Here is a 19,405-nt window from a genome sequence, read left to right as displayed (position 1 = left end):
AGCCTCTTCCACTGGCACTCAAAAAGCCGACGTTCGTCTCGCGTGTGGTTGAATGACCGCTCCGGGTCGTTTTGAGCCGGTAACGGACCATCGGGGAGGTATCCGACAGCGCCCGTTTCGGCCACTACGAGCCATGCACGACCGGCGCCCGCATTGGAGCTTAAGTGCCGGAGTGACGCTCGCGGCGATACGTTCGAAACTTGTTCTGCGATTTGCCGCACCCAGTTGTTTTCCTCGCTGTACCTCCGGCGCAGCAAAATGCGTTTCCTGTTGCTCGGGCGGCCACGATGAGTGGCGCATTAAAACGGGCCCTTCGACCGCGGCGTCTTGCTCGGTCCGGATGCGAGGCACCTGCCTGGATGCGGCCCGCGCGATGATGTGCCGTGACTGACACGAGGGATGGAATGACGACTACATTCGACGAGGCGACAACGGCGGCGATCGCCGCGTTTGCCCAATTGGATTTCTACACGGCTGTGTAAGCGATGCGCGCCGAAGCCGATTACGATCGCGAACGAGACCAGTGGGTCTCGCGCTATATCGACGAGCACGGCGGCGGCGCGGACGATGCAGAATACGACGCCCTGCACGCGCAGGCCCAGACAACCCCGGAATACGCGCAGTTCATCGACGCGGTTCGCCGGGAAATCCTGGAATACTTCAGCGTGACCGACGATCAGCTGGACAACATGGGCCTGTTGCGCGATAACGACAGCGGTGAGCTTTGGGCGGAAGTCACCCGCCAGCGGAGCGCGCTCGGAACCGGTGAAGTGCGTGCAGATCTCTGACCGCTGCTTGCATCCGCATGTGCCCGCTACCTGGAAGGTTCACTCCGCCAGCAACGTCGCGCTGTGTTGCGACAAGATCCCGACGAGCTGGTCGGCGGGCTGTGGCCGCGCGAACAGGAAACCCTGCCCCTGATGGCAGCCGATCTCCTTCAGGAAGGCCAGTTGTTTTTCCGTCTCTACGCCCTCCATCACGACATCGAGCCCCAGCGCGCGGCCCATCGCAACGATCGCGCGCACGATCGCGTCGTCCGTGCTGCCCGAACCGCAGTCCTTGAGGAACGACTGATCGATCTTCAGCGTATCGACGGGCAGATCCTTCAGATACACCAGCGACGAATATCCCGTGCCGAAATCGTCGATCGCCAGGCTGATTCCCCGGATCGCCAGTTCGCGCAGCAGGATGCCGATTTCCTCGCGGGTGTTCATCGCCATGCTTTCGAGCAGCTCGAGCTGCAGGCACTCGGTCGGCAACGTGGTTTCGCTGAGGATGGTCGTCAGGTCGCTGAGGAAATGGTCGGTAAGGCATTGCCGTGCCGACACGTTCACCGCCACACGTCCGAACTCGAAGCCCTCGTCGAGCCAGCGGCGCGCCTGGCGGCAGGCTTCGTGGAGCACCCACCGGCCGATCGGGACGATCAGCGCGGACCGCTCCGCGAGCCCGATGAACTCGCCCGGCGGTACCAGCCCCCTGCGTGGATGCAACCAGCGCAGCAACGCCTCCATGCCGACGATCCGGCCGCTGGCCAGATCGTATTGCGGCTGGTAGAACAGGCGGAATTCATTCTGCTCGAGCGCGCGGTGCAACTCGCCGAGCATATCCAGCTGCTCGATCGCCGACGACGTCATCTTGCTCTCGAAGAACTGGAACACGTTCCTGCCGCGACTCTTCGCGCCGTACATCGCCTGGTCCGCGAGCAGGATCAAGTGCTCGGCCTCGATCCCGTCGTCCGGATAGATGCTGATGCCGATGCTCGGGGTGACGAAGATCTCGCGACCGCCGATATCGATGGGCCGCGCCACTTCGTCCAGCAGCGTGCGCGCAATGCGCCCGACGTCGCGGACGTCGTCGAATTCCTCGAGCACGAGCGCGAATTCGTCGCCGCCCATGCGTGCCACGGTGTCGTTCGCGAGCACTTCGGCGACGATGCGTCCCGCGACGATCTTCAACACCTCATCGCCGGCGTTGTGGCCGAGCGTATCGTTGACCAGCTTGAAGCGGTCGAGATCGAGGTACATCACCGCGACCTTGCGGCCGAGTCGCTTCGCCTGGACGATCGCGTGCGCGAGCCGCTCCTCGAACAGCGCCCGGTTCGCGAGATTGGTGAGCACGTCGTGCGTGGCGAGATAGCCCAGCCGCTCCTCCGCCTGGCGCCGCTGCGTGATGTCGGAAAAGATCGCCGCGTAGTGGGATATCTCGCCTGCGTTGTCGCGAATGCTGGTGATCGTCAGGTATTCGAGAAACAGCTCGCCGGTCTTGCGGCGATTCCAGATTTCGCCTTGCCAGTGGCCATCGGTCGTCAGCGAATGCCACAGCTGCTTGTAGAATTCGGGCGTCTGGCGCCCTGAACTCAGCAGGCCCGGGTTGCGCCCGATCACTTCGTCCTCGGTGTACCCGGTCAGGTGAGTGAAGGCCCGGTTGACGCGCTCGATCTTCGCATGCCGGTCGGTCACCATGATGCCTTCGAGCGCCGATTCGAACACCCGATCCGCCATGCGCAGGTTGAAGCGGGCGAGCCCGAGCGCTTCGTCGCGCTCGCGCAAGGCGCTGCGCAGCTCGTTCGCGTATTCGTGCTCGATGCTCTGCAGCACGTCCGCGAAACAGAGCAGCCCGGTGAGCCTGCCATCCTCGTCCTCGATGCCGACGTGCCGCATGTTGTGCTCGGTCATGAAGCGCTGCGCGGCATACAGGCTCTGCCGGGCGGACAGCATCTGCAGCGGCCTGCTGGCGAAGGCCCCGACCGCGCCTTGGGCCCCGCCGTCCGCCAGGAGCCGGACGACGTCCCGTTCGGTCAGGATGCCGCGCTCGCCGTCGTCGTAGCCGACGAGGATCGCATCGAGCCGTTGCGTGCGCATCTGCGTGATGACTGCGTGCAGCGCGGCATGCTCGGGCACGACGACGGGGGGATGGACGGAGATCGATTCGATCGGCTTCAGGTGGAGGAAGAATTCCGGCCCCTGGTTCACGACGACGTCGGTCTGCGTCAGCACACCGATTGCTGCGCCATCCCGAACCACCACGAAGTGCCGCACGCCTGACTGCGTGAACTTCATCGCAGCTTCACCCAGCGGCGTACTGGCCTCGAGCGTCAGCACCGGATGGCTCATCACTTCGCCGACCGGCCGATCGAGCTCGCGCGGATCGTCGCCGGCCGACAGCGCATCGTGCTCGGTCCAGATCCCGACGACCTGGCCGTCCTGCATCACGACGATCGAGCTGCAGTGCTCGGCGAACATGCGTCGTGCGACCTCTCGGACCGGCGTGGCAGGTGCACAAGATAGAATCTGACGCGCGACCAGGCGCGCAATCGGCACATCGTAACTGTTCGGATACATTCTCTAACCAACACGAAAAACCTTGCCGGCGCATTGCGATCCGGCAACCTGCGGGCTCGTCTGCGGCGGCAGGCAAGATCCGATGTCGCTCGCCTCGAATGGTTACGTACTCATCGAACTTGCAAGCGGGGTATTGACCGGTCGTTCGAGGCGGCGAGCGCGGTGCCGTGACCGTCGGCACGACATTCGGCGATCGCACGCCCAGTGCATCCAGACGCGGAAGCATCGCCCTCCCAAGGGCAGCCACCCTGCGTTAACGACAAGTTCGGACAAGAGTTGAGTGCCGTGACGACATCCGGGCGGCGTGGCGGCAAGTCGAACGACTGCGGGCAGGGGGGCGGTCGATACTCCCGCTACTTCTCGAACAACAAAAAAAGGCCCTTGCGGGCCTTTCGTCGACGAAGCGGGCGGCGTTACTGCGTCAGCGCTGTAAACCCTTCCAGCAACCGCTCGACATCGGTCGCGCCGATCGCACCCATCGTCGAAATCCGGAACAGTTCTTTCGACAGCCCGCCTTGCCCCGCATAAATGACGAAGCCGCGTGCCTTCAGGCCATCGTGTAGTGTCTCGTACGTGACGCCCTGCGGCAGCCGATACGCGCGCAGCACGACCGACGATGCGCCTTCGGGCAGCACGAGCGGCATTCCGCGCGCCGCGAGCCCAGCCTGCGCCTGGTCGGCGAGCGCCTTGTAGTGCGCATGGCGCGCACGCCAGCCACCGGCTTCGTCGAACTCGCGCAGCGCCTCGACGAGCGCGTAATACGCGTGCACGGACGGCGTGAACGGCGTGTTGCGCTGATCCTGCAGCTTCGCCAGACGGCCGAGGTCGAGGTAGTAGGTCCGGCTCGCGGCCTTCGCGAGCGCGCTGCGGCGCACGATCACGAACGCGGCACCCGGCACGCCGTGCAGGCACTTGTTCGCGGTCGCGGCGACCGCGTCGATCACGCCGCCGGCGAAATCGATCGCTTCGGCGCCGAAGCTGCTGACGCCGTCGACGAGCATTTTCACGCCGCGCGCACGGCACACGTCGGCGATCGCGCCGAGGTCGTTCAGCCGGCCGGTCGTCGTTTCGTGATGAATCACCGCGACGTGCGAATAACCGCCCGCGTCGAGACGCGCGGCGATCTGCGCGAGATCGGGTGCCTGCATCCATTCGTGCTTCAGCACGTCGTGCGCGATTCCGTACTGCGTCGCGATCTGCGTGATGCGCTCGCCGTACACGCCGTTCTCGATCACGAGAAGCTTGCCGTCCTGCGGCACGAGCGCCGCGATCATGCTTTCGACGGCGGCGGTGCCCGAGCCCGTCATCAGCACGGCGGCCCATTCGGCCGGATCGAGCGCGTACGCGGCGACGAGGCGCGCACGCGCTTCATCCTGCAGATCAAAGAATTCGCTTTCGCGATGGCACAGGTCGGGTTGCAGCAGGCTGCGGCGCACGCGTTCGGTGAGCGTGACGGGGCCAGGGTTCAGCAGCAGCATCAATGGGCTCCTTCAACGTGGGCTTCGGTCTGCGCGGCGCCGATGTGCCGCATCAGGCGGGTCTTGACCTCGACCGGCGTGACGGTCGGGCGGGGCAGGCCGTCGGGCACGCCCGTGCGGATCGCCACGCGCACGAACTGCACGCCGTCGGCTTGCGTTGCGAGCGTCGCATCGAGAACGTCGAGCGTATCGCCTTCGACGGCCGATGCGTAGCCGCACGCGGCCGCGACGCCCGCGAACGACACATGCCGCGACACGGTTGCCTGGCCGCCGGTCGATTCGTGTGCACCGTTGTCGAGCAGCACGTGCGTGAGGTTGGCCGGACCGTAGGTGCCGAGCGTCGCGAACACGCCCATGCGCATCAGCGCGGCGCCGTCGCCGTCGACCGCAACGACACGCAGGTCGGGGCGCGCGAGCGCGAGGCCGAGCGCGAGCGGCGTCACGCAACCCATCGAGCCGACCATGTACAACTGGTTCGGGCGATCGTCGATCGCGTAGAGTTCGCGGCCGCAGAAGCCGGTCGATGCGAGCACGACAGTCGAATCGACCGGCGTGTGCGCAATCACGCGCTGCAGCGCGTCGTGGCGGGTCGGCCACGCGGCGGGCGCTTCGGCGCGCGACGACGATTGCGCGGCGACATGCGCACGCGGCTGCGCGGCCGGGTTCGCCTTCAGCTCATACGGCGCGACGCTGCCTTTCTGCATCACGAGCGCGTACGGGCGGCCCGTCGCGTCCATGTGCGCGATCGCGCGGTCGAGTGCCGGGCCGACCTGTTCGGGGTCGGTCGGGAACGTCTCCCACGGGATCTCCATCGTGTCGAGCATCGCGGGCGTGATCGGGCCCATCAGCGCGTGCTGCGGCTCGTCGGCCACGCCCGGCTGGCCGCGCCACGTGACGATCAGCAATTGCGGCAGGCGGAACGTCCAGGTCAGCGACGTCAGCGGGCTCACCGCGTTGCCGAGCCCCGAGTTCTGCATCATCGCGATGCCGCGCTTGCCGCCGAGCGTCGCGCCCGCGATCAGCGCGACCGCGTCGCCTTCGTTCGCGGCCGACACGTAATTCAGCGTCGGGTCCTGCAGCACGTAGTTGATGAACGGCGTCAGGTACGAGCAGGGCACGCCCGCGTACCAGTCGAAGCCGCGTTCGCGCGCGGCCTCGACAAACTGGGCCGCTTCGATCATTGCGCGCTCCCGTTGCCGGCACCCGGCTCCGACAGCGGCGTCTGGCCGTGCGCGAAGTCGCCCGCGCGGCGGAAGTCTTCGAGATCGTTGACGCCGCGCCAGTGGCCGTGCACGTACTGCACCTCGATCTTCTCGCCGGCGGCGATCAGTTCGTTGAGGAGCGTGGGGATGTCGAGCGTGTCGAAATCCGGGCGCGCCTGCAGCGTCGCGAGCATCGCCTTCAGGCGATCGACGCCGGCGCCGCGCACGTTCAAGAGGCCGATCCAGCGGCCGTGCGGCGTGCCTGCGGCGACGTCGCTCGATACACGTTGCAGATACGTCTTCTGGCCGAACAGGCCACGATCGTCTGCCGCCGAGCAGAGCGCGAAGTCGCGCACGCTCTGGTTGGTCTCCGTGAGCGACGAATCGACGACGACGCTGAACTCGGCCTCGCTCTCCGCCAGGTCGCGCAGGATGTAGCTGCGGAACAGCAGGTCGCCGTACGAGATCACGGTGTCGCCCGTCAGGCGTTCGGCCGCGCATGCGAGCGACGTGAGTTCGCCCGTCTGCGCATGGCGTTCGTTGACGACGAGCTTGATGCCCGACGTGTCGATCGCGTCGGCGCGATAGCCGCCGACCACGGTGATGTCGTTCACGCCGTGCTTCTTGAAGCCGTCGACGAGCCAGCGCAACAGCGGCTTGCCGGCGACCGGCAGCATGACCTTGGGCTTGTCTTCGGTCACGGCTTCCAGCCCCTTGCCGCGGCTCGCGGCGAGCACGATCGCCGCGTTCGATGCGCGCGAAGACGACGACAGGTAGATGCGCTCCGCTGCCGAGTATTCGTCGGCGTCCTGCAGGCGGAAGATTTCGTTGACCGACGCGACGCGGTCCTCGACGTTGATCAGCGTCTGGTTTTCGTGGATTTCGCGTGCGACGGACTGCATCGCCGATGCCGACGCACGGATCAGGTGGTTCGCCCAGATCACGGTGCTGATACCGGCCTGGCGGAACACGTCGGTCGGCGTGCTGTAGTACTTGGTCGGCACGATCACGAGCGGCGCCTTGCCGCTCCATTCGCGCGCGAATTGCAGGATTTCGTCCGGGCGCGACAGCTTGCTGTGGATCAGGATCGCGTCGGCACCGGCTTCCGCATACGCGTTCGCGCGGCGCAGCGCCTCGTCCATCCCCCAGCCGGCGATCAGCGCCTCGACGCGCGCGACGATCGAGAAATCGGGATCGCTCTGCGAATCCTTGCCGGCCTTGATCTTGCCGCAGAACTCGTCGATCTCCGCGAGCGGCTGGCGCTCGCCGTCGATGAAGCTGTTCGTCTTCGGGAACTGCTTGTCCTCGATGCACACCCCGGCGATGCCGCGCTGCTCCAGCTTCTTCACGAGGCGGCGCACGTTGTTGAAGTTGCCGTAGCCGGTGTCGCCGTCGAGCAGGATCGGCAGGTCGCTCGCGTCGGCCATGAACTCGAGCACGTCGACGACCTGTGTCCAGCTCGCTTCGTTGTTGTCGCGCACGCCGAACTGCGCGGAGATCGCGAGGCCCGATGCCCAGATCCCCTTGAAGCCGGCTTCGCGGACGATCCGCGCCGACAGGCCGTTGTGCGCTTCCATCAGGAATTCGAGGTCGCTGCTGACGAGCATGCGGCGCAGGCGTGCGCTGCGCGATTCGGAGAAGTTGGGTTCGCGTGCGTTCATCGTGCGGCTCCTGCGGTCGTGCGTTGAATCAGGGGGAGAATTTCTTGCGTGGCGCGTGCGACGTCGTTCGGGAAGTCGATCTCGATCCACGGCGAGCCCGTGACGTCGGCGACGTCGAACGAATGACCGCCTTCGAGCAGCAGGTCACGCACGGCTTCCTCGTGCGGCATGTTTGCGCGGCCGCTGTCGACGTAGCCCGCGACGATCGTCGCGAGGCGGCGCGCGGTGCCTTCGGTGAAGCGGAAGAAGCCGACCGACTCGCCGATCGTGTCGTAGTCGAGGTCGACCGCGAGCTGCTTGCGCAGCTCGACCGGCACGCCGTTCTTCAGGCACAGCTTGACGGGCTCGTCGCCGGCCTCGAAATCGCGGTCGATCAGCAGGCGGTCCACCGCCTTGTCCGGATCGGCGACCAGCGCGTGGAGGATGTTCTCGTCGTACAGCACGTCTGCGTCCATCAGCAGCACGTCGCCGCCGCGCGTCATCGCATCGGCGACGGTGTGCACGGTCAGCACGCTGCCGAGGTCGTAGCGCTCGTTCAGCACGATCTCGGCGCTGCGGCCGAGGCGCTTGAGTTCCTGCTCGACCTTCCCGGACTGGAAGCCGAGCCCGAGCACGATTTCATCGACGCCGGCGGCGTCGAGCACGCGCAGATGGCGCTCGAGCAGCGACACGTCGTCGAAGCGCAGCAGGCACTTCGGGAATTGCGCCTCGGGCGGTTGTTGCAGGCGCAAGCCTAGGCCTGCCGCAAGAATGATGGCTCGCATGGGTTCTCCAACCAAAAAGCCGGCGGATCTGAACGATCAGTCGGCGATGGGCTGCGGCGCGCGGCGCCGCTGCCAGTTTCTTTCACTGAAATGCAGATAGAGCAGGCCGGGCAGACCGAGCGCGAGCTCGCGCGCGCGCTTCGCGAGCGACAGCGCGAGCGCCGCGTCGGGCGGCAGGCCGACCAGCGGGGCGAGTAGCAGGTAACCGCCTTCCTGTGCGCCGAGCGAGCCCGGGATCGCGAATGCCGCACCGCGAATCGCCTGGCCGACGCTCTCGAGCAGCAGCGCGTCGAGCCAGCTGACCGGGTGCCCGAGGAAGTGCAGCGCGAGCCACACTTCGGCGGTGCCGACGATCCAGCCGACGAGGCTCAACGCGAAGGTCTTCGCGACCTTCGCGCGATCGCGGTACAGCGCGCCGACGGCGTCGTCGATCGCGTCCGCGCGGGTCGCCAGCGACGACCAGTCGCGCGGGCCGAGCAGCTTCGATGCGAGACGCAGCCCGCGGCCGAACAGCCCGCGCCGCTGCGCCACGTAGAACGCGACGGCGAGGGCGCCGAGCACGCCGGTGGCGATCAGCGCCGGCGTGCGCAGGTGGGCGACGGACTCGTGCGTCGCATACAGGCTGAACGTGGCGATGCCGATCAGCGCGAACGCCATCTGCGCGAGCGCCTGCATCGTCGTGCTGACGGTGACCGCGGCGGCTGCTTCGGCCATTCGCGTGCCGCGCTGCGCGAGGTGGCGCACCATCAGCACCGGGCCGCCGATCTGCCCGGCGGGCAGCAGGCTGTTCACCGATTCGCCGACCCAGCGCGCGCGCAGCGCGTTGCCAAGCTCGGCGCCCGGCTGGCCGCGGCGGAACATCACCGAGATCGCCAGCGCGTCGATCACGAGCGGTACGACGTGGAACGCCGCGACGAGCGCGAGGCCCCAGCCGGCCGCGAGAAACGTCGACGCGACGGCGCCGACGCCCTGCCACGCGAGCAGGGCGACGAACAGTGCCGTTCCGAGGGACAGCAGGATCAGGCCGGCGCGTGTCATGACCCGGTCGACCGTCGCGTGGCCAGCTGCTTGAACACCTGGCGGAAACCGAAATACGCGATCGCGTCCTTCATGTTCGAGATGAAGCGCTTCCACGGCCGCATGCCGGGGTTGGTCACGTATTCGAAGGTGAGCGACACGCGCGTCTCGTTCTGGCCGAGCGGCGTGACGCGATGGCGCAGCTTGTCGCCGTCGAACAGCACGATGCCGCCGTCGGCGATCTGCACGGAGCCCGGCTCGTCGGGCACGTCCGGATTGCGCGTATGCAGCTCGTAGTCGAGCCGGCACGACGACTCGTCGATCACGCCGATCAGCAACGTGTAGCGGCGGCCGTCGTAGTACGACGTGTCGTAGTGCCAGCCGATGTGGTCGCCCGGCTTCGTGTAGTAGTACAGCGCGTACGCGTGCGGATCGTCGTCCGGCGACAGCATCAGCTTGTCGCCGGTGATCTTCTCGAGGAAACCGATCAGCGCCTTCGAGCGGTACAGCTCGGCGATGTACGGCGCCTGTTCGTCGATCGTGTGCCGGCTCACGCTGCCGCCCTGCTTGTGGCCGGGCAGGTAATTGCGGTTCAGGCCCGCCTGCATCGCGCGGGCGGCGGCCGCGAGCTTCGCGTGCGCGTCGGTCGGGAGGAATGCGTCGAGGTACAGGAACGACCCCTGGCGCGTGTAGTCGCCGCGCAGGCGCGCGAGGTCGAGACGGCCGACGCAGTCGGCCACGGTGCGATCGGGATCGGCCGCTGCCGCGCGCGCAGGCGCGGGGCGTGCCGGGCTCAGCACGGAGTCGTCGCGCGTGCTAGGAGTCATTTGGAAGCCTGGATTTCAGTTGAACTTTGAGTGCCCCCGGACCTGTCGCTGCGCGCCAGGCCCCCCGAGGGGGACACGAAAACTTGGGGCGGCACGGCGTTTTCGTGCGGGAGGTTGCCGCGCCGAACGATGCGCCACCAGTCGATCACGACCCACGCGGCGAACAGCGGGGCGCCGATCGATGCCGCGAGCAGGAACGGCTGGACGCCGTCGACGAGCGTTACGATCGGCAGCAGGTAGAGCACGTCTTCCGTCTCGAAGCCGCCGGCGAACGCCTGCTTGGTGCCGGCCTTGCCGGCGATCGATTCGATCCGCATGCGCAGGAAGAAGATCAGCGCGACGGCCGCGCCGGCCACCGCGCCGAGCAGTACCGGCGACGCGGCCATCTGGCCGCCCTGGGCGACGATGCCGAGGCCCATGCTGACGAACAGCGCGACCGTCACGAGCGCGTCGGCCGCGAGGTCGTAAAAGTGGCCGATCTTGCTCGACTTGCCGCTGATGCGCGCGAGTTCGCCGTCGGTGTGGTCGACGAAGTTCGACAGCACGATCAGGAATGCGCCCGCGTTGCTCCAGCCGAAGCCGCCGTGCGCAAGGCACCAGGCACCGGCAAGGCCGATCAGCAGACGAAGAGTGGTGAGGTGATTCGGGGTAACGGGCGTGTCGATCAGCGGGCGGACGAGCGCGCGCGCGAGCCGCGCATCCCAGGTGCGCGGCAGGGGCGGTTCGGAACGTGTAGCGGTTTTTCTTTGGTCCATCGGCGAAATATATACGGAATTGTAATTTGTTGCTTTTTATTCGACCAATGTCCTGACATACGAGAGTGTTACCGCGCATTCCGGGCATCGGCAGGTTGCAAACCGGATGCGCGATACGGCGTTCGCACAGGCGGACCTTACCTGATCCAGTGTGGTTCGCATCACGCGGCTGTCAAGGGCGGACGGGCCTTGCGCGCGGGTTTGGCGGCGATTCGCATGCGTCGATGCGTTGATGTGCATCAGGCCTGCGAAAGCCGCGTCGGGCGACAATCGGTCGCGGCGATCGCCGATCGTCCATCGCATGCGGATTCATCGCGTTGACGCGGTTAATCCGGAAAGGTATCGGTCGATTGACGTTCAGCCGTTCGTAATTTTCACGCGGCAAACTGGCAGTCTGCTTTCGTGCGGCTTTCGGACGCATGCGTTTGCGGCTGTCACAGAACTGTCGTTCGATACCCGGCGCATTCAGCAAGAATCTTTTGCATCCAGCGGACATTTCGCGGCGATGGCCTCTGCGATACTCCGACCGTGCCCGTGGTGCCGGGCCGCCCCTCGCGGCCCCAAGGGCTTCGCGTCGCTCAGGAGACACCCCCCCGCGACGTCAACGACAGACCAAAAGCGTCAGATATACAGCCATGTCTTCTTCACGCATCCTCGCTCCCGCCCTGCGTTCGCTCGTCCGCACCGCCGACGAAGCCGCCGCGCTGATCCGTCCCGGCATGACCGTCGCCATGAGCGGCTTCACCGGCTCGGGCTATCCAAAGGCCGTGCCCGCCGCGCTCGCCGCCCACATCGACGCGGCTCACGCGCGCGGCGAAGACTTCCGGATCAACGTGCTGACGGGCGCATCGACCGCGCCGGAACTCGACGGCGCGCTCGCCCGCACCAACGGCATCTCGATGCGCCTGCCGTACCAGTCCGACCCGACGCTGCGCGACAAGATCAACGCCGGTGAAGTCGACTACCAGGACGTCCACCTGAGCCACGTCGCGCAATACGCATGGTTCGGGCTGTACGGCGACCTCGACGTCGCGATCGTCGAAGTCGCGGGCATCCGCGAGGACGGGCTGCTGATTCCGTCCGCGTCGATCGGCAACAACAAGACGTGGCTCGAGCAGGCGAAGCACGTGATCCTCGAAGTCAACTCGCGCCAGCCGCTCGGCCTCGACGGGATGCACGACGTCTATTACGGCACCGCGCTGCCGCCGCACCGCAAGCCGATTCCGCTGACGAAAAGCGACGACCGGATCGGCGAGCCGTACCTGCGCTGCCCGGCGGAGAAAATCGTCGCGATCGTCGAGACCGACGCGCCGGACCGCAGCAACGCGTTCTCCGCGCCGGACGCCACGTCGAAGCAGATCGCGCATCAGCTGATCGACTTCCTGCGCCACGAAGTGAAGCGCGGCCGCCTGCCGGAAAACCTGCTGCCGCTGCAGTCGGGCGTCGGCAACATCACGAACGCGGTGCTCGCGGAACTGAGCTCGGCGGGCTTCTCGAACCTGACCGCGTACACCGAAGTGATCCAGGACGGCATGCTCGACCTGCTCGACGACGGCACGCTGAGCTTCGCGTCGGCCACGGCGCTGTCGCTGAGCCCGGCCGCCGTGCAGCGATTCGCCGACGATATCGCGACGTTCCGCGAAAAGATCCTGCTGCGCCCGCAGGAAATCAGCAACCATCCGGAACTCGTGCGCCGCCTCGGCTGCATCGCGATGAACGGGATGATCGAAGCCGACATCTACGGCAACGTGAACTCGACGCACGTGATGGGCACGAAGATCCAGAACGGCATCGGCGGCTCGGGCGACTTCGCCCGCAACGGCTACCTGTCGTGCTTCATGTCGGCCAGCACCGCGAAGGGCGGCGCGATCTCGCGGATCGTGCCGATGGCGAGCCACGTCGACCATACCGAGCATGACGTCGCGGTGGTCGTCACCGAGCAGGGGCTCGCCGACCTGCGCGGCCTGTCGCCGAAGCAGCGCGCACGCAAGATCATCGCGACCTGCGCGCATCCCGACTACCGGCCGATGCTCGAGGACTACTTCGAGCGCGCGTCGCGCGAGAGCTTCGGCAAGCACACGCCGCACCTGCTCGCCGAGGCGCTGTCGTGGCACGAACGCTACGTGCGCACCGGGACGATGAAGGCCTGACGTTGCGGCCCGCGGCGGGCATGCGCCCGTCGCATCGTCAATCCATCGCCGCGTGCACGACGTCGGCGCTCGCCGTTTTCTGCGGCGGGCGGATCAGCAGCAACAGCGGGATCATCAGCAGCGTCGCGACGAACATCAGCTTGAAGTCGTTCAGGTAGGCGATCATCGCGGCCTGCTGGTTGATCGTGCGGTCGAGCAGCGCGATGTCGACGTGGCTGCCGGCCATCGCCTGCACGGCCGGGTCGAACGGCGTGATGTGGGTCGCGAGGTCGGCATGCGCGACCTGCGTGTTGCGCGTCATCAGCGTCTGCACGATCGAGATGCCGATACTGCTGCCGATGTTGCGCATCAGGCTGTAGGTGGCCGTGCCGTCCGCGCGCAGCTCCGGCTGCAGCGTCGAGAACGACAGCGCGCTCAGCGGCACGAACACGAGCCCCAGCCCGAAGCCCTGGACCACCCCGGGCCACACGATGTCCGCCTCGGACAGCACGATCGTGTACTGCATCATCTGCCACAACGCGAGCGCGGAAATCGCCAGCCCGGCGAACAGCAGCGCACGCGCATCTACGTATTTCAACAAGCGTCCGACGAACAGCATCGCGATCATCGTGCCGGCGCCGCTCGGCGCGGTGACGAGGCCCGTCGTCGCGACCGGATAGCCCATCAGGTTCTGCAGCATCGGCGGCAACAGCGCGCGCGTCGCGTACAGGACCGCGCCGACGACGAAGATGAACAGCGTGCCGGTCGCGAAGTTCGGGTCGCGCAGCAGCTCCGACTTGAAGAACGACGCCTTGCCGACGGTGGCCGTATGCACGAGGAAGAACGCGAAGGCGAGGGCGGCGACGAGCGCCTCGATGCGGATTTCGTACGAGCCGAACCAGTCGAGCTGTTCGCCGCGGTCGAGCATCGCCTGGAACGCGCCGATCGCGAGCGCGAGCGTCGCGAAGCCGAACGCGTCGAATTTCACGTGCGGCCGCGGCGCGCGCGCGGGCAGGAAGGTCAGCACGCCGGCCAGCGCGAACGCGCCGATCGGCACGTTGATGAAGAACACCCAGCGCCAGTTGTAGCTGTCGGTGAGCCAGCCGCCGAGCGTCGGGCCGAGGATCGGGCCGACCATCACGCCCATCCCCCAGATCGCCATCGCCTGGCCCTGTTTCTCGCGTGGATTGATGTCGAGCAGGATCGACTGCGACAGCGGCACCAGCGCGGCGCCGAACACGCCCTGCAGCAGCCGCGCGCCGACGATCTGCACGAGCGACTCGGACAGCCCGCACAGCGCGGACGCGATCGTGAAGCCCGCGATCGAGAGCGTCAGCAGCCGCTTCATGCTGAGGCGGTCGGACAGCCAGCCGGTCAGCGGCGTCGCGATCGCCGCGGCGACGATGTAGGAGGTCAGCACCCAGGTGATTTCGTCCTGCGACGCGGACAGCGTGCCCTGCATATGCGGCAGCGCGACGTTCGCGATCGTGCTGTCGAGGGTCTGGATCAGCGTCGCGAGCATGATCGACAGGGTCAGCATCGGCCGGTTGAGGGCGGGTGGCGAGGCGGCGTCGTCGTCGGCGGCGGGATTCAAGCGGGGGGTCTCCGTGGGGCGGTCGCCGTGGACAGCGATCCGGTACGGCTCGAATTATAAGCATGCTTATTATGTTTGTGCTTATCGCTTGCCCCGAGCCGCGGGCGATTCGTGGCCTGCCCCTATAATCGCCGCATGGACAAGACTTACGAGAACCGGATCGGCTACCTGATTTCCGACGTGGCCCGTCTGCAAGGACGCCTGTTCGACCGACGCGCGAAGCGCCTCGGACTGACGCGCGCGCAAAGCCGCGTGCTCGCGTACCTGACGTGGAAGGGCGAGATGAATCAGGCGCGGCTCGCGGAATGGCTCGAGATCACGCCGATCTCGCTGACGCGGTTGCTCGACCGGATGGAAGGCTGCGGGTGGATCGAACGCATCGCGAACGACGACGATCGCCGCGCGTTCGTGATCCGGCTGACCGACAAGTCGCGTGACATCTTTCCGCAGATGCTGGAGGTGGGCGACACCGTCACCGACGACGGTTTGCGCGGCTTCACGCGCGACGAGCGCGACACGCTCGTGCGCCTGCTCGGGCGCGTGCGCCACAACCTGATCGACAGCGGCGGCGAATGAACGCGGTGCGCGGTGCTCGACGAGCCAGCGCCGCCGGCTCGAACGGTCGCGGCGACGCGGCGTGTCGGGACGTCGGGACGCGAGTCGGTTTCGGCGGGTGCATGGCGGTTCAGGCTTGTGTCGAACGAGTCGAGCGGCCATCTTGCAACTTCCAGTTCACTTGAGATCGAGCATGAGCCGTCTGGACATTGCCGAAGTCGCGCGCCGCTCGGGATTGCCCGCGTCGACGCTGCGCTATTACGAAGAAAAGGGATTGATCGTGCCGAACGGCCGTCACGGGCTGCGGCGCCAGTACGACGAGTCGGTGCTGGAGCGTCTTGCGCTGATCGCGCTCGGCCGCGAGGCCGGTTTTTCGCTGGACGACATCCTCGCGATGTTCGGCGCGGACGGCCGGCCCGCGATCGATCGCGCGAAGCTCGACGACAAGGCCGACGAGCTCGACCGTACGATCCGCCGTCTCGGCGCGGTGCGCGACGCGTTGCGGCACGCAGCCGTCTGCCCGGCGCCGAGTCATCTCGAGTGTGCGTCGTTCCGCAAGCTGTTGCGTATCGTGGCGCATCGTCATCCGGCGCGCCGCACGAAGGCGGAAGGCGCGTGAGCGGTCAGGCGGTCCGGTGTGTCGAAGCGTGGGCGCTCGAGCGCGCCACGGGGCGGCCGTACTGCCGCGGCTGGCGTCCCGGGTGACTCATCCCGCGTAATACACGCGGCATTCCATCTCGCGGCCGCGCACGATGCGCTTGCCGACGAGCGAGCCGAGCGTTTCGGTGACGACGGTCCGCTGGTTCTCGCATTGCAACGCATCATAGAAGTAGAGCGCGACCCAGTCCGCGGTGCCACCGGACGCCTGCGGACGCACGGGATACGGGCACAGCGCGGTGAAATGCCAGCCGCCTTTCGTCATGTGCATCACGGGTGGCTGAATGCTCACGTCGGCGTTCAGCCGACGTGACACGAGCGTGGGCAGGATCCCGGCGGCGGCCTTGTTGCGGTACAGGCGGTCGATGTAAAGCAGCAGTTCGACGGGGGGCTCGGCGCCGAGGCTGGCGTCGCGCGCGTGGCCTTGCCAGCGCCGGCGCCGGCTCAGCACGTCGTCGAGCGCCGCGCGGATGCCGGCCGCGCGCCGCGGGCCGACGCCCGGAATCGCTTCGAGTTGGCCGCTGCGGGCCGCGCGTTCAAGCTCCTCGAGCGTGTCGATGTGCAATTGGTCGTGAATCCGCAGCGCGAGCGCGTGGCCGATGCCGGGCACGGCTTCGAATGCGGACGCGCGCTCCGCGTCGCCGCGCAGCCGGTCGAGCAGCCGCCAGCGTCTCGTCACCAGCAGTTCGGCGATCGCCTGCGCGACGCCCGTGCCGATCTCCGGCAGTGCGCCGAGCGCATCGACGCCGCCCGCGTCGAACCGCGTGCGGATACCGTTTTCTAGCGACTCGATCGTATCGGCCGATGCGCGGTAGGCGGCCACCCGATAAGGATTCGCGCCCTGGTCGGCAAGCAATTGCGCAGCCTCGCGCAGGCAGGCCGCGATGTGCCGGTTTTCCTCGTGTGTTTGGCCGATGGTCGTTTGCATGTGCGGAGCCTGGGGATGTGCAAACGGAATGGACCCGGCGCGCAACGCCCCGGGTCCAATTGTTATTTCAGCACATTGTCACGGCAAGCGACGAGCAAAATTTGATGCGCATCAATGGCAAACGTTGCACAGGCGGAGCCGGTCCGCGCACGTTCGTGCCGGCGTGCAGCACGAACGTGCGGCCCGTTACGCATCGAGGAACGACTGCGCGCCCTCGGCCTCCGCGGCCATGCGCAGCGTGGCGAGCGCGCGCTTCTCGATCTGCCGCACGCGTTCGCGCGACATCCCCGCGTCCTGCGCGATCGCATCGTAGGTGTCGGGTTCGGCGCCGCCGAGGCCGAACCGCCGGCGCAGCACGTCGGCCTCGGCCGGCGTGACCGAGCGCAGCAGCGACGTCACGCATTCACGCATGCGCGTGTCCGCCAGACGCTCGAACGGGCTCGCCGATGCCTGATCCTCGAGCAGGTCGACCAGTCCGGTATCCGCGTCGGGCAGCGGCGTGTCGAGCGACATCGGCTCGGCCGGCAGCGCGAGCACCGCGCGCACCTTGTCCTCGGCGAGCCCGGCCTCGGCCGCGAGTTCGGCCGGCGTCGCGCGGCGGCCCGTGCGCTGGCGAAAGCGCAGCGCATGGCGTTGCACGCGCTGGTACTGGTCGCTGACGTGCACGGGCACACGGATCGTGCGCGAGCGGTCGGCCACCGCGCGCGCGACCGCCTGCCGGATCCACCAGGTCGCGTAGGTCGAGAACTTGAAGCCGCGCCGGTATTCGAATTTCTCGATCGCGCGCATCAGGCCGAGGCAGCCGTCCTGCACGAGATCGGGCAGGTCGACACCACGGTTCATGTACTTGCGCGCGATCGACAGCACGAGGCGCAGGTTCGCCTCGAGCATCGCGCGCGTACCGTCGCGCACTTTTTGCTGGCCGTCGCTCAGCGCGGCGCCGAGCGCGCGCCGCGCGACCGGGTCGAAGCACGTGGCGTCGGCGCACGTGGCGGCGTCCGTCCCGGCTTCGACCGGTGCGGCGGCGAGTGCGCACAAGACGCGGCTCGCTTCGTCGACGGCCGGTGCAACCCATGCGAGCGAACCGAGCAGCGCGGCCAGACGGTTACGCGCGTCGCGATACTCGGCCGAACGGCAGCCCTGCGCGTGCAATGCGTCGCGCACGGCCGCGATCGAGTCCTGCAGCGTGTCGTAGCGCGCAGGTGCCTGCACGTCGCCACCGTCGTCGACGTCATCGCCGTCGTTGGCGGCCGCGCCCGTTGCACGCGTTGCGGCATGGCGCGCGAGCAGCGTCTCGACGGCCGCCGGACAGCCGGCGAGCGCGTGCAGGATCTGATGGCGGCCCGTTTCGATCTCGCGGGCAAGCACGATTTCGTCCTCGCGCTTGAGCAGCGGCACCGCATGGATGCGCCGCATGTAGAGCGCGAGCGGGTCGGTCGATGCACCGGTGCCGCGAGCGAGATCGCCGAGCAGCGCGCGGCCCTCGTCGAGGGCGTCGCGATCGACGTCGACCGGTGCCGCGCCCGCGAACGGCGCCGGCGCGGCGGGTTCGTCGAGCACGGCGATGCCGATGTCCGCGAGCGCGGCGCGCACGACGTCGAGCGCGTCGGGGCTGTCGCTCTCCGGCGGCAGCGCGTCGACGAGGTCGGCGTGCGTCAGATAACCCTGTTCGCCGGCAAGGGCCAGCAACTGGATGATCGGATCGAGGGGCGTGTCCGCCCGAAGCGTGGGGCGTGGCGTAGTCATGTCGATGGCGGCGCGAGCCGCGTTCCTGTCTGGGCGGGCCGAAGTCCGCGGGTTTCAGGCTCCCGGAGGCCGCGAACGCCCGTCCGCGCCGGCCAGCCTGACTCGATACTCAACTTGAGGGCATTTGCGCCAACTTCAACGCCGGCGCGGCTGACGCGCGAGCATGCGGCATGCCCGCGCCCCTTTCTTTGTTGCCGCGAAACAAAAAGTAACGGATCAAACCCGCAGAAATATGCAGGGGACGTAAGCTAGAGTCAGGCGCGCGCCACGCGGCGACGCGCCATTCCCTGCGGAGCCTCGAATGAACCCGATTCCCGCCGCGCGGCCTGCCGTCATGGCGCTGGCCATGCTCATGCTGAGCGGCTGTTATTACACTGGCCCATACGGCTATGTGCCGTATTACGCGCCCGTGCCTGCCACGATGTCGCAGCGCGAGATCCCTGCGGCGCCGGCAACCGCCGGACCGGTCGCGCCGCCGACGCCCGCCGTGCCGCCGCCGGCAGACGATAACACCTATGTACCGGCCCCGGTGTATCTCGCGCCGGCCTACGTGCCTTACCCGGCCTACTATCCCGCGTACTACCCGGGCTGGTATGGGCCGCCCGTCACGATCGGCCTCGGTTTCTGGGGGCATTGGGGCGGCGGCTACCGGGGCGGGTACTGGCACCGTCCGTGGGGCGGCGGCCACTGGGGAGGCGGCCATTGGGGCGGGGGCCATCGACACTGAATGACGCGCGGTGGCACCGCGCGG

At 67.4% G+C, this 19,405-nt stretch carries 15 protein-coding genes and 1 pseudogene; 5 read left to right on the top strand and 11 right to left on the bottom strand.

Annotated features, from left to right (window positions below):
- The first annotated feature begins 404 nt into the window (after positions 1 to 404).
- A pseudogene (locus tag WS75_RS03150) lies at positions 405 to 788 on the top strand (ATP-dependent protease).
- A 39-nt stretch (positions 789 to 827) separates the two neighbouring features.
- Here WS75_RS03150 and WS75_RS03145 read toward each other — a convergent pair.
- From WS75_RS03145 to WS75_RS03110, 8 genes are all read right to left on the bottom strand, one after another.
- Positions 828 to 3,341 carry an EAL domain-containing protein gene (locus tag WS75_RS03145; protein ID WP_059679120.1) on the bottom strand — a complete coding sequence of 838 codons (2,514 nt, stop codon included), beginning with the start codon at positions 3,339 to 3,341 and terminating at the stop codon, positions 828 to 830.
- Positions 3,342 to 3,754: 413 nt separating this feature from the next.
- Positions 3,755 to 4,819 carry a 2-aminoethylphosphonate aminotransferase gene (locus WS75_RS03140; RefSeq protein ID WP_059679119.1) on the bottom strand — a complete coding sequence of 355 codons (1,065 nt, stop codon included), beginning with the start codon at positions 4,817 to 4,819 and terminating at the stop codon, positions 3,755 to 3,757.
- Positions 4,819 to 6,000 carry a phosphonopyruvate decarboxylase gene (aepY, locus tag WS75_RS03135; RefSeq protein ID WP_059679118.1) on the bottom strand — a complete coding sequence of 394 codons (1,182 nt, stop codon included), beginning with the start codon at positions 5,998 to 6,000 and terminating at the stop codon, positions 4,819 to 4,821. The genes WS75_RS03140 and aepY overlap by 1 nt, the downstream gene beginning before the upstream one ends.
- Complete coding sequence (aepX, locus tag WS75_RS03130) at positions 5,997 to 7,682, bottom strand: phosphoenolpyruvate mutase (RefSeq protein ID WP_059679117.1); 1,686 nt, start codon at positions 7,680 to 7,682, stop codon at positions 5,997 to 5,999. Before aepX ends, aepY begins: the two co-directional genes overlap by 4 nt.
- Positions 7,679 to 8,446 (bottom strand): phosphocholine cytidylyltransferase family protein, encoded by a 768-nt coding sequence (locus tag WS75_RS03125; RefSeq protein WP_059679116.1) that lies wholly within the window; start codon positions 8,444 to 8,446, stop codon positions 7,679 to 7,681. The genes aepX and WS75_RS03125 overlap by 4 nt, the downstream gene beginning before the upstream one ends.
- A 36-nt stretch (positions 8,447 to 8,482) precedes the next feature.
- Positions 8,483 to 9,484, bottom strand: a complete 1,002-nt coding sequence (locus WS75_RS03120) for an HpnL family protein (RefSeq protein WP_059679115.1) — start codon at positions 9,482 to 9,484, stop codon at positions 8,483 to 8,485.
- Complete coding sequence (locus WS75_RS03115) at positions 9,481 to 10,290, bottom strand: HalD/BesD family halogenase (protein ID WP_059679114.1); 810 nt, start codon at positions 10,288 to 10,290, stop codon at positions 9,481 to 9,483. Before WS75_RS03115 ends, WS75_RS03120 begins: the two co-directional genes overlap by 4 nt.
- Positions 10,287 to 11,045, bottom strand: a complete 759-nt coding sequence (locus WS75_RS03110; protein WP_059679113.1) for a CDP-alcohol phosphatidyltransferase family protein — start codon at positions 11,043 to 11,045, stop codon at positions 10,287 to 10,289. Before WS75_RS03110 ends, WS75_RS03115 begins: the two co-directional genes overlap by 4 nt.
- A 635-nt stretch (positions 11,046 to 11,680) precedes the next feature.
- On the opposite strand from WS75_RS03110, the gene WS75_RS03105 reads away from it, so the two are divergent.
- Positions 11,681 to 13,195, top strand: a complete 1,515-nt coding sequence (locus WS75_RS03105; protein ID WP_059679112.1) for an acetyl-CoA hydrolase/transferase family protein — start codon at positions 11,681 to 11,683, stop codon at positions 13,193 to 13,195.
- A gap of 37 nt (positions 13,196 to 13,232) precedes the next feature.
- Here WS75_RS03105 and WS75_RS03100 read toward each other — a convergent pair whose 3' ends face one another.
- The gene (locus WS75_RS03100) at positions 13,233 to 14,768 is read right to left on the bottom strand and encodes an MDR family MFS transporter (RefSeq protein ID WP_059679111.1); all 1,536 of its coding nucleotides are present in this window, start codon (positions 14,766 to 14,768) and stop codon (positions 13,233 to 13,235) included.
- A 135-nt stretch (positions 14,769 to 14,903) separates the two neighbouring features.
- On the opposite strand from WS75_RS03100, the gene WS75_RS03095 reads away from it, so the two are divergent.
- Both WS75_RS03095 and WS75_RS03090 read left to right on the top strand, forming a co-directional pair.
- Complete coding sequence (locus tag WS75_RS03095; RefSeq protein ID WP_059466290.1) at positions 14,904 to 15,344, top strand: MarR family winged helix-turn-helix transcriptional regulator; 441 nt, start codon at positions 14,904 to 14,906, stop codon at positions 15,342 to 15,344.
- Between the two features lie 172 nt (positions 15,345 to 15,516).
- Entirely contained in the window at positions 15,517 to 15,942 is a 426-nt protein-coding gene (locus WS75_RS03090) for a helix-turn-helix domain-containing protein (protein WP_059679110.1), read from the top strand.
- An 87-nt stretch (positions 15,943 to 16,029) separates the two neighbouring features.
- Here the strand turns inward: WS75_RS03090 and WS75_RS03085 are convergent, their stop codons facing one another.
- Positions 16,030 to 16,908, bottom strand: coding sequence for a helix-hairpin-helix domain-containing protein (locus WS75_RS03085; protein ID WP_059679109.1), 879 nt, complete (start codon positions 16,906 to 16,908; stop codon positions 16,030 to 16,032).
- Between the two features lie 186 nt (positions 16,909 to 17,094).
- Positions 17,095 to 18,654 (bottom strand): sigma-70 family RNA polymerase sigma factor, encoded by a 1,560-nt coding sequence (locus WS75_RS03080; protein ID WP_059679108.1) that lies wholly within the window; start codon positions 18,652 to 18,654, stop codon positions 17,095 to 17,097.
- Positions 18,655 to 18,955: 301 nt separating this feature from the next.
- Here WS75_RS03080 and WS75_RS03075 point away from each other — a divergent pair, with 301 nt between their 5' ends.
- Entirely contained in the window at positions 18,956 to 19,381 is a 426-nt protein-coding gene (locus WS75_RS03075) for a hypothetical protein (RefSeq protein WP_059679107.1), read from the top strand.
- Positions 19,382 to 19,405: the final 24 nt, after the last annotated feature.

This window comes from Burkholderia sp. FL-7-2-10-S1-D7, from assembly GCF_001524185.1.
Classification (GTDB): domain Bacteria; phylum Pseudomonadota; class Gammaproteobacteria; order Burkholderiales; family Burkholderiaceae; genus Burkholderia; species Burkholderia diffusa.
This window is presented reverse-complemented; position numbering and strand designations above follow the sequence as displayed.

What these genes read in the sequence shown, in the direction of transcription:
- WS75_RS03145 (WP_059679120.1), bottom strand. Translation starts at nt 3,341, where the DNA reads ATGTATCCGAACAGTTACGATGTGCCGATTGCGCGCCTGGTCGCGCGT.
- WS75_RS03140 (WP_059679119.1), bottom strand. Translation starts at nt 4,819, where the DNA reads ATGCTGCTGCTGAACCCTGGCCCCGTCACGCTCACCGAACGCGTGCGC.
- aepY (WP_059679118.1), bottom strand. Translation starts at nt 6,000, where the DNA reads ATGATCGAAGCGGCCCAGTTTGTCGAGGCCGCGCGCGAACGCGGCTTC.
- aepX (WP_059679117.1), bottom strand. Translation starts at nt 7,682, where the DNA reads ATGAACGCACGCGAACCCAACTTCTCCGAATCGCGCAGCGCACGCCTG.
- WS75_RS03125 (WP_059679116.1), bottom strand. Translation starts at nt 8,446, where the DNA reads ATGCGAGCCATCATTCTTGCGGCAGGCCTAGGCTTGCGCCTGCAACAA.
- WS75_RS03120 (WP_059679115.1), bottom strand. Translation starts at nt 9,484, where the DNA reads ATGACACGCGCCGGCCTGATCCTGCTGTCCCTCGGAACGGCACTGTTC.
- WS75_RS03115 (WP_059679114.1), bottom strand. Translation starts at nt 10,290, where the DNA reads ATGACTCCTAGCACGCGCGACGACTCCGTGCTGAGCCCGGCACGCCCC.
- WS75_RS03110 (WP_059679113.1), bottom strand. Translation starts at nt 11,045, where the DNA reads ATGGACCAAAGAAAAACCGCTACACGTTCCGAACCGCCCCTGCCGCGC.
- WS75_RS03105 (WP_059679112.1), top strand. Translation starts at nt 11,681, where the DNA reads ATGTCTTCTTCACGCATCCTCGCTCCCGCCCTGCGTTCGCTCGTCCGC.
- WS75_RS03095 (WP_059466290.1), top strand. Translation starts at nt 14,904, where the DNA reads ATGGACAAGACTTACGAGAACCGGATCGGCTACCTGATTTCCGACGTG.
- WS75_RS03090 (WP_059679110.1), top strand. Translation starts at nt 15,517, where the DNA reads ATGAGCCGTCTGGACATTGCCGAAGTCGCGCGCCGCTCGGGATTGCCC.
- WS75_RS03085 (WP_059679109.1), bottom strand. Translation starts at nt 16,908, where the DNA reads ATGCAAACGACCATCGGCCAAACACACGAGGAAAACCGGCACATCGCG.
- WS75_RS03080 (WP_059679108.1), bottom strand. Translation starts at nt 18,654, where the DNA reads ATGACTACGCCACGCCCCACGCTTCGGGCGGACACGCCCCTCGATCCG.
- WS75_RS03075 (WP_059679107.1), top strand. Translation starts at nt 18,956, where the DNA reads ATGAACCCGATTCCCGCCGCGCGGCCTGCCGTCATGGCGCTGGCCATG.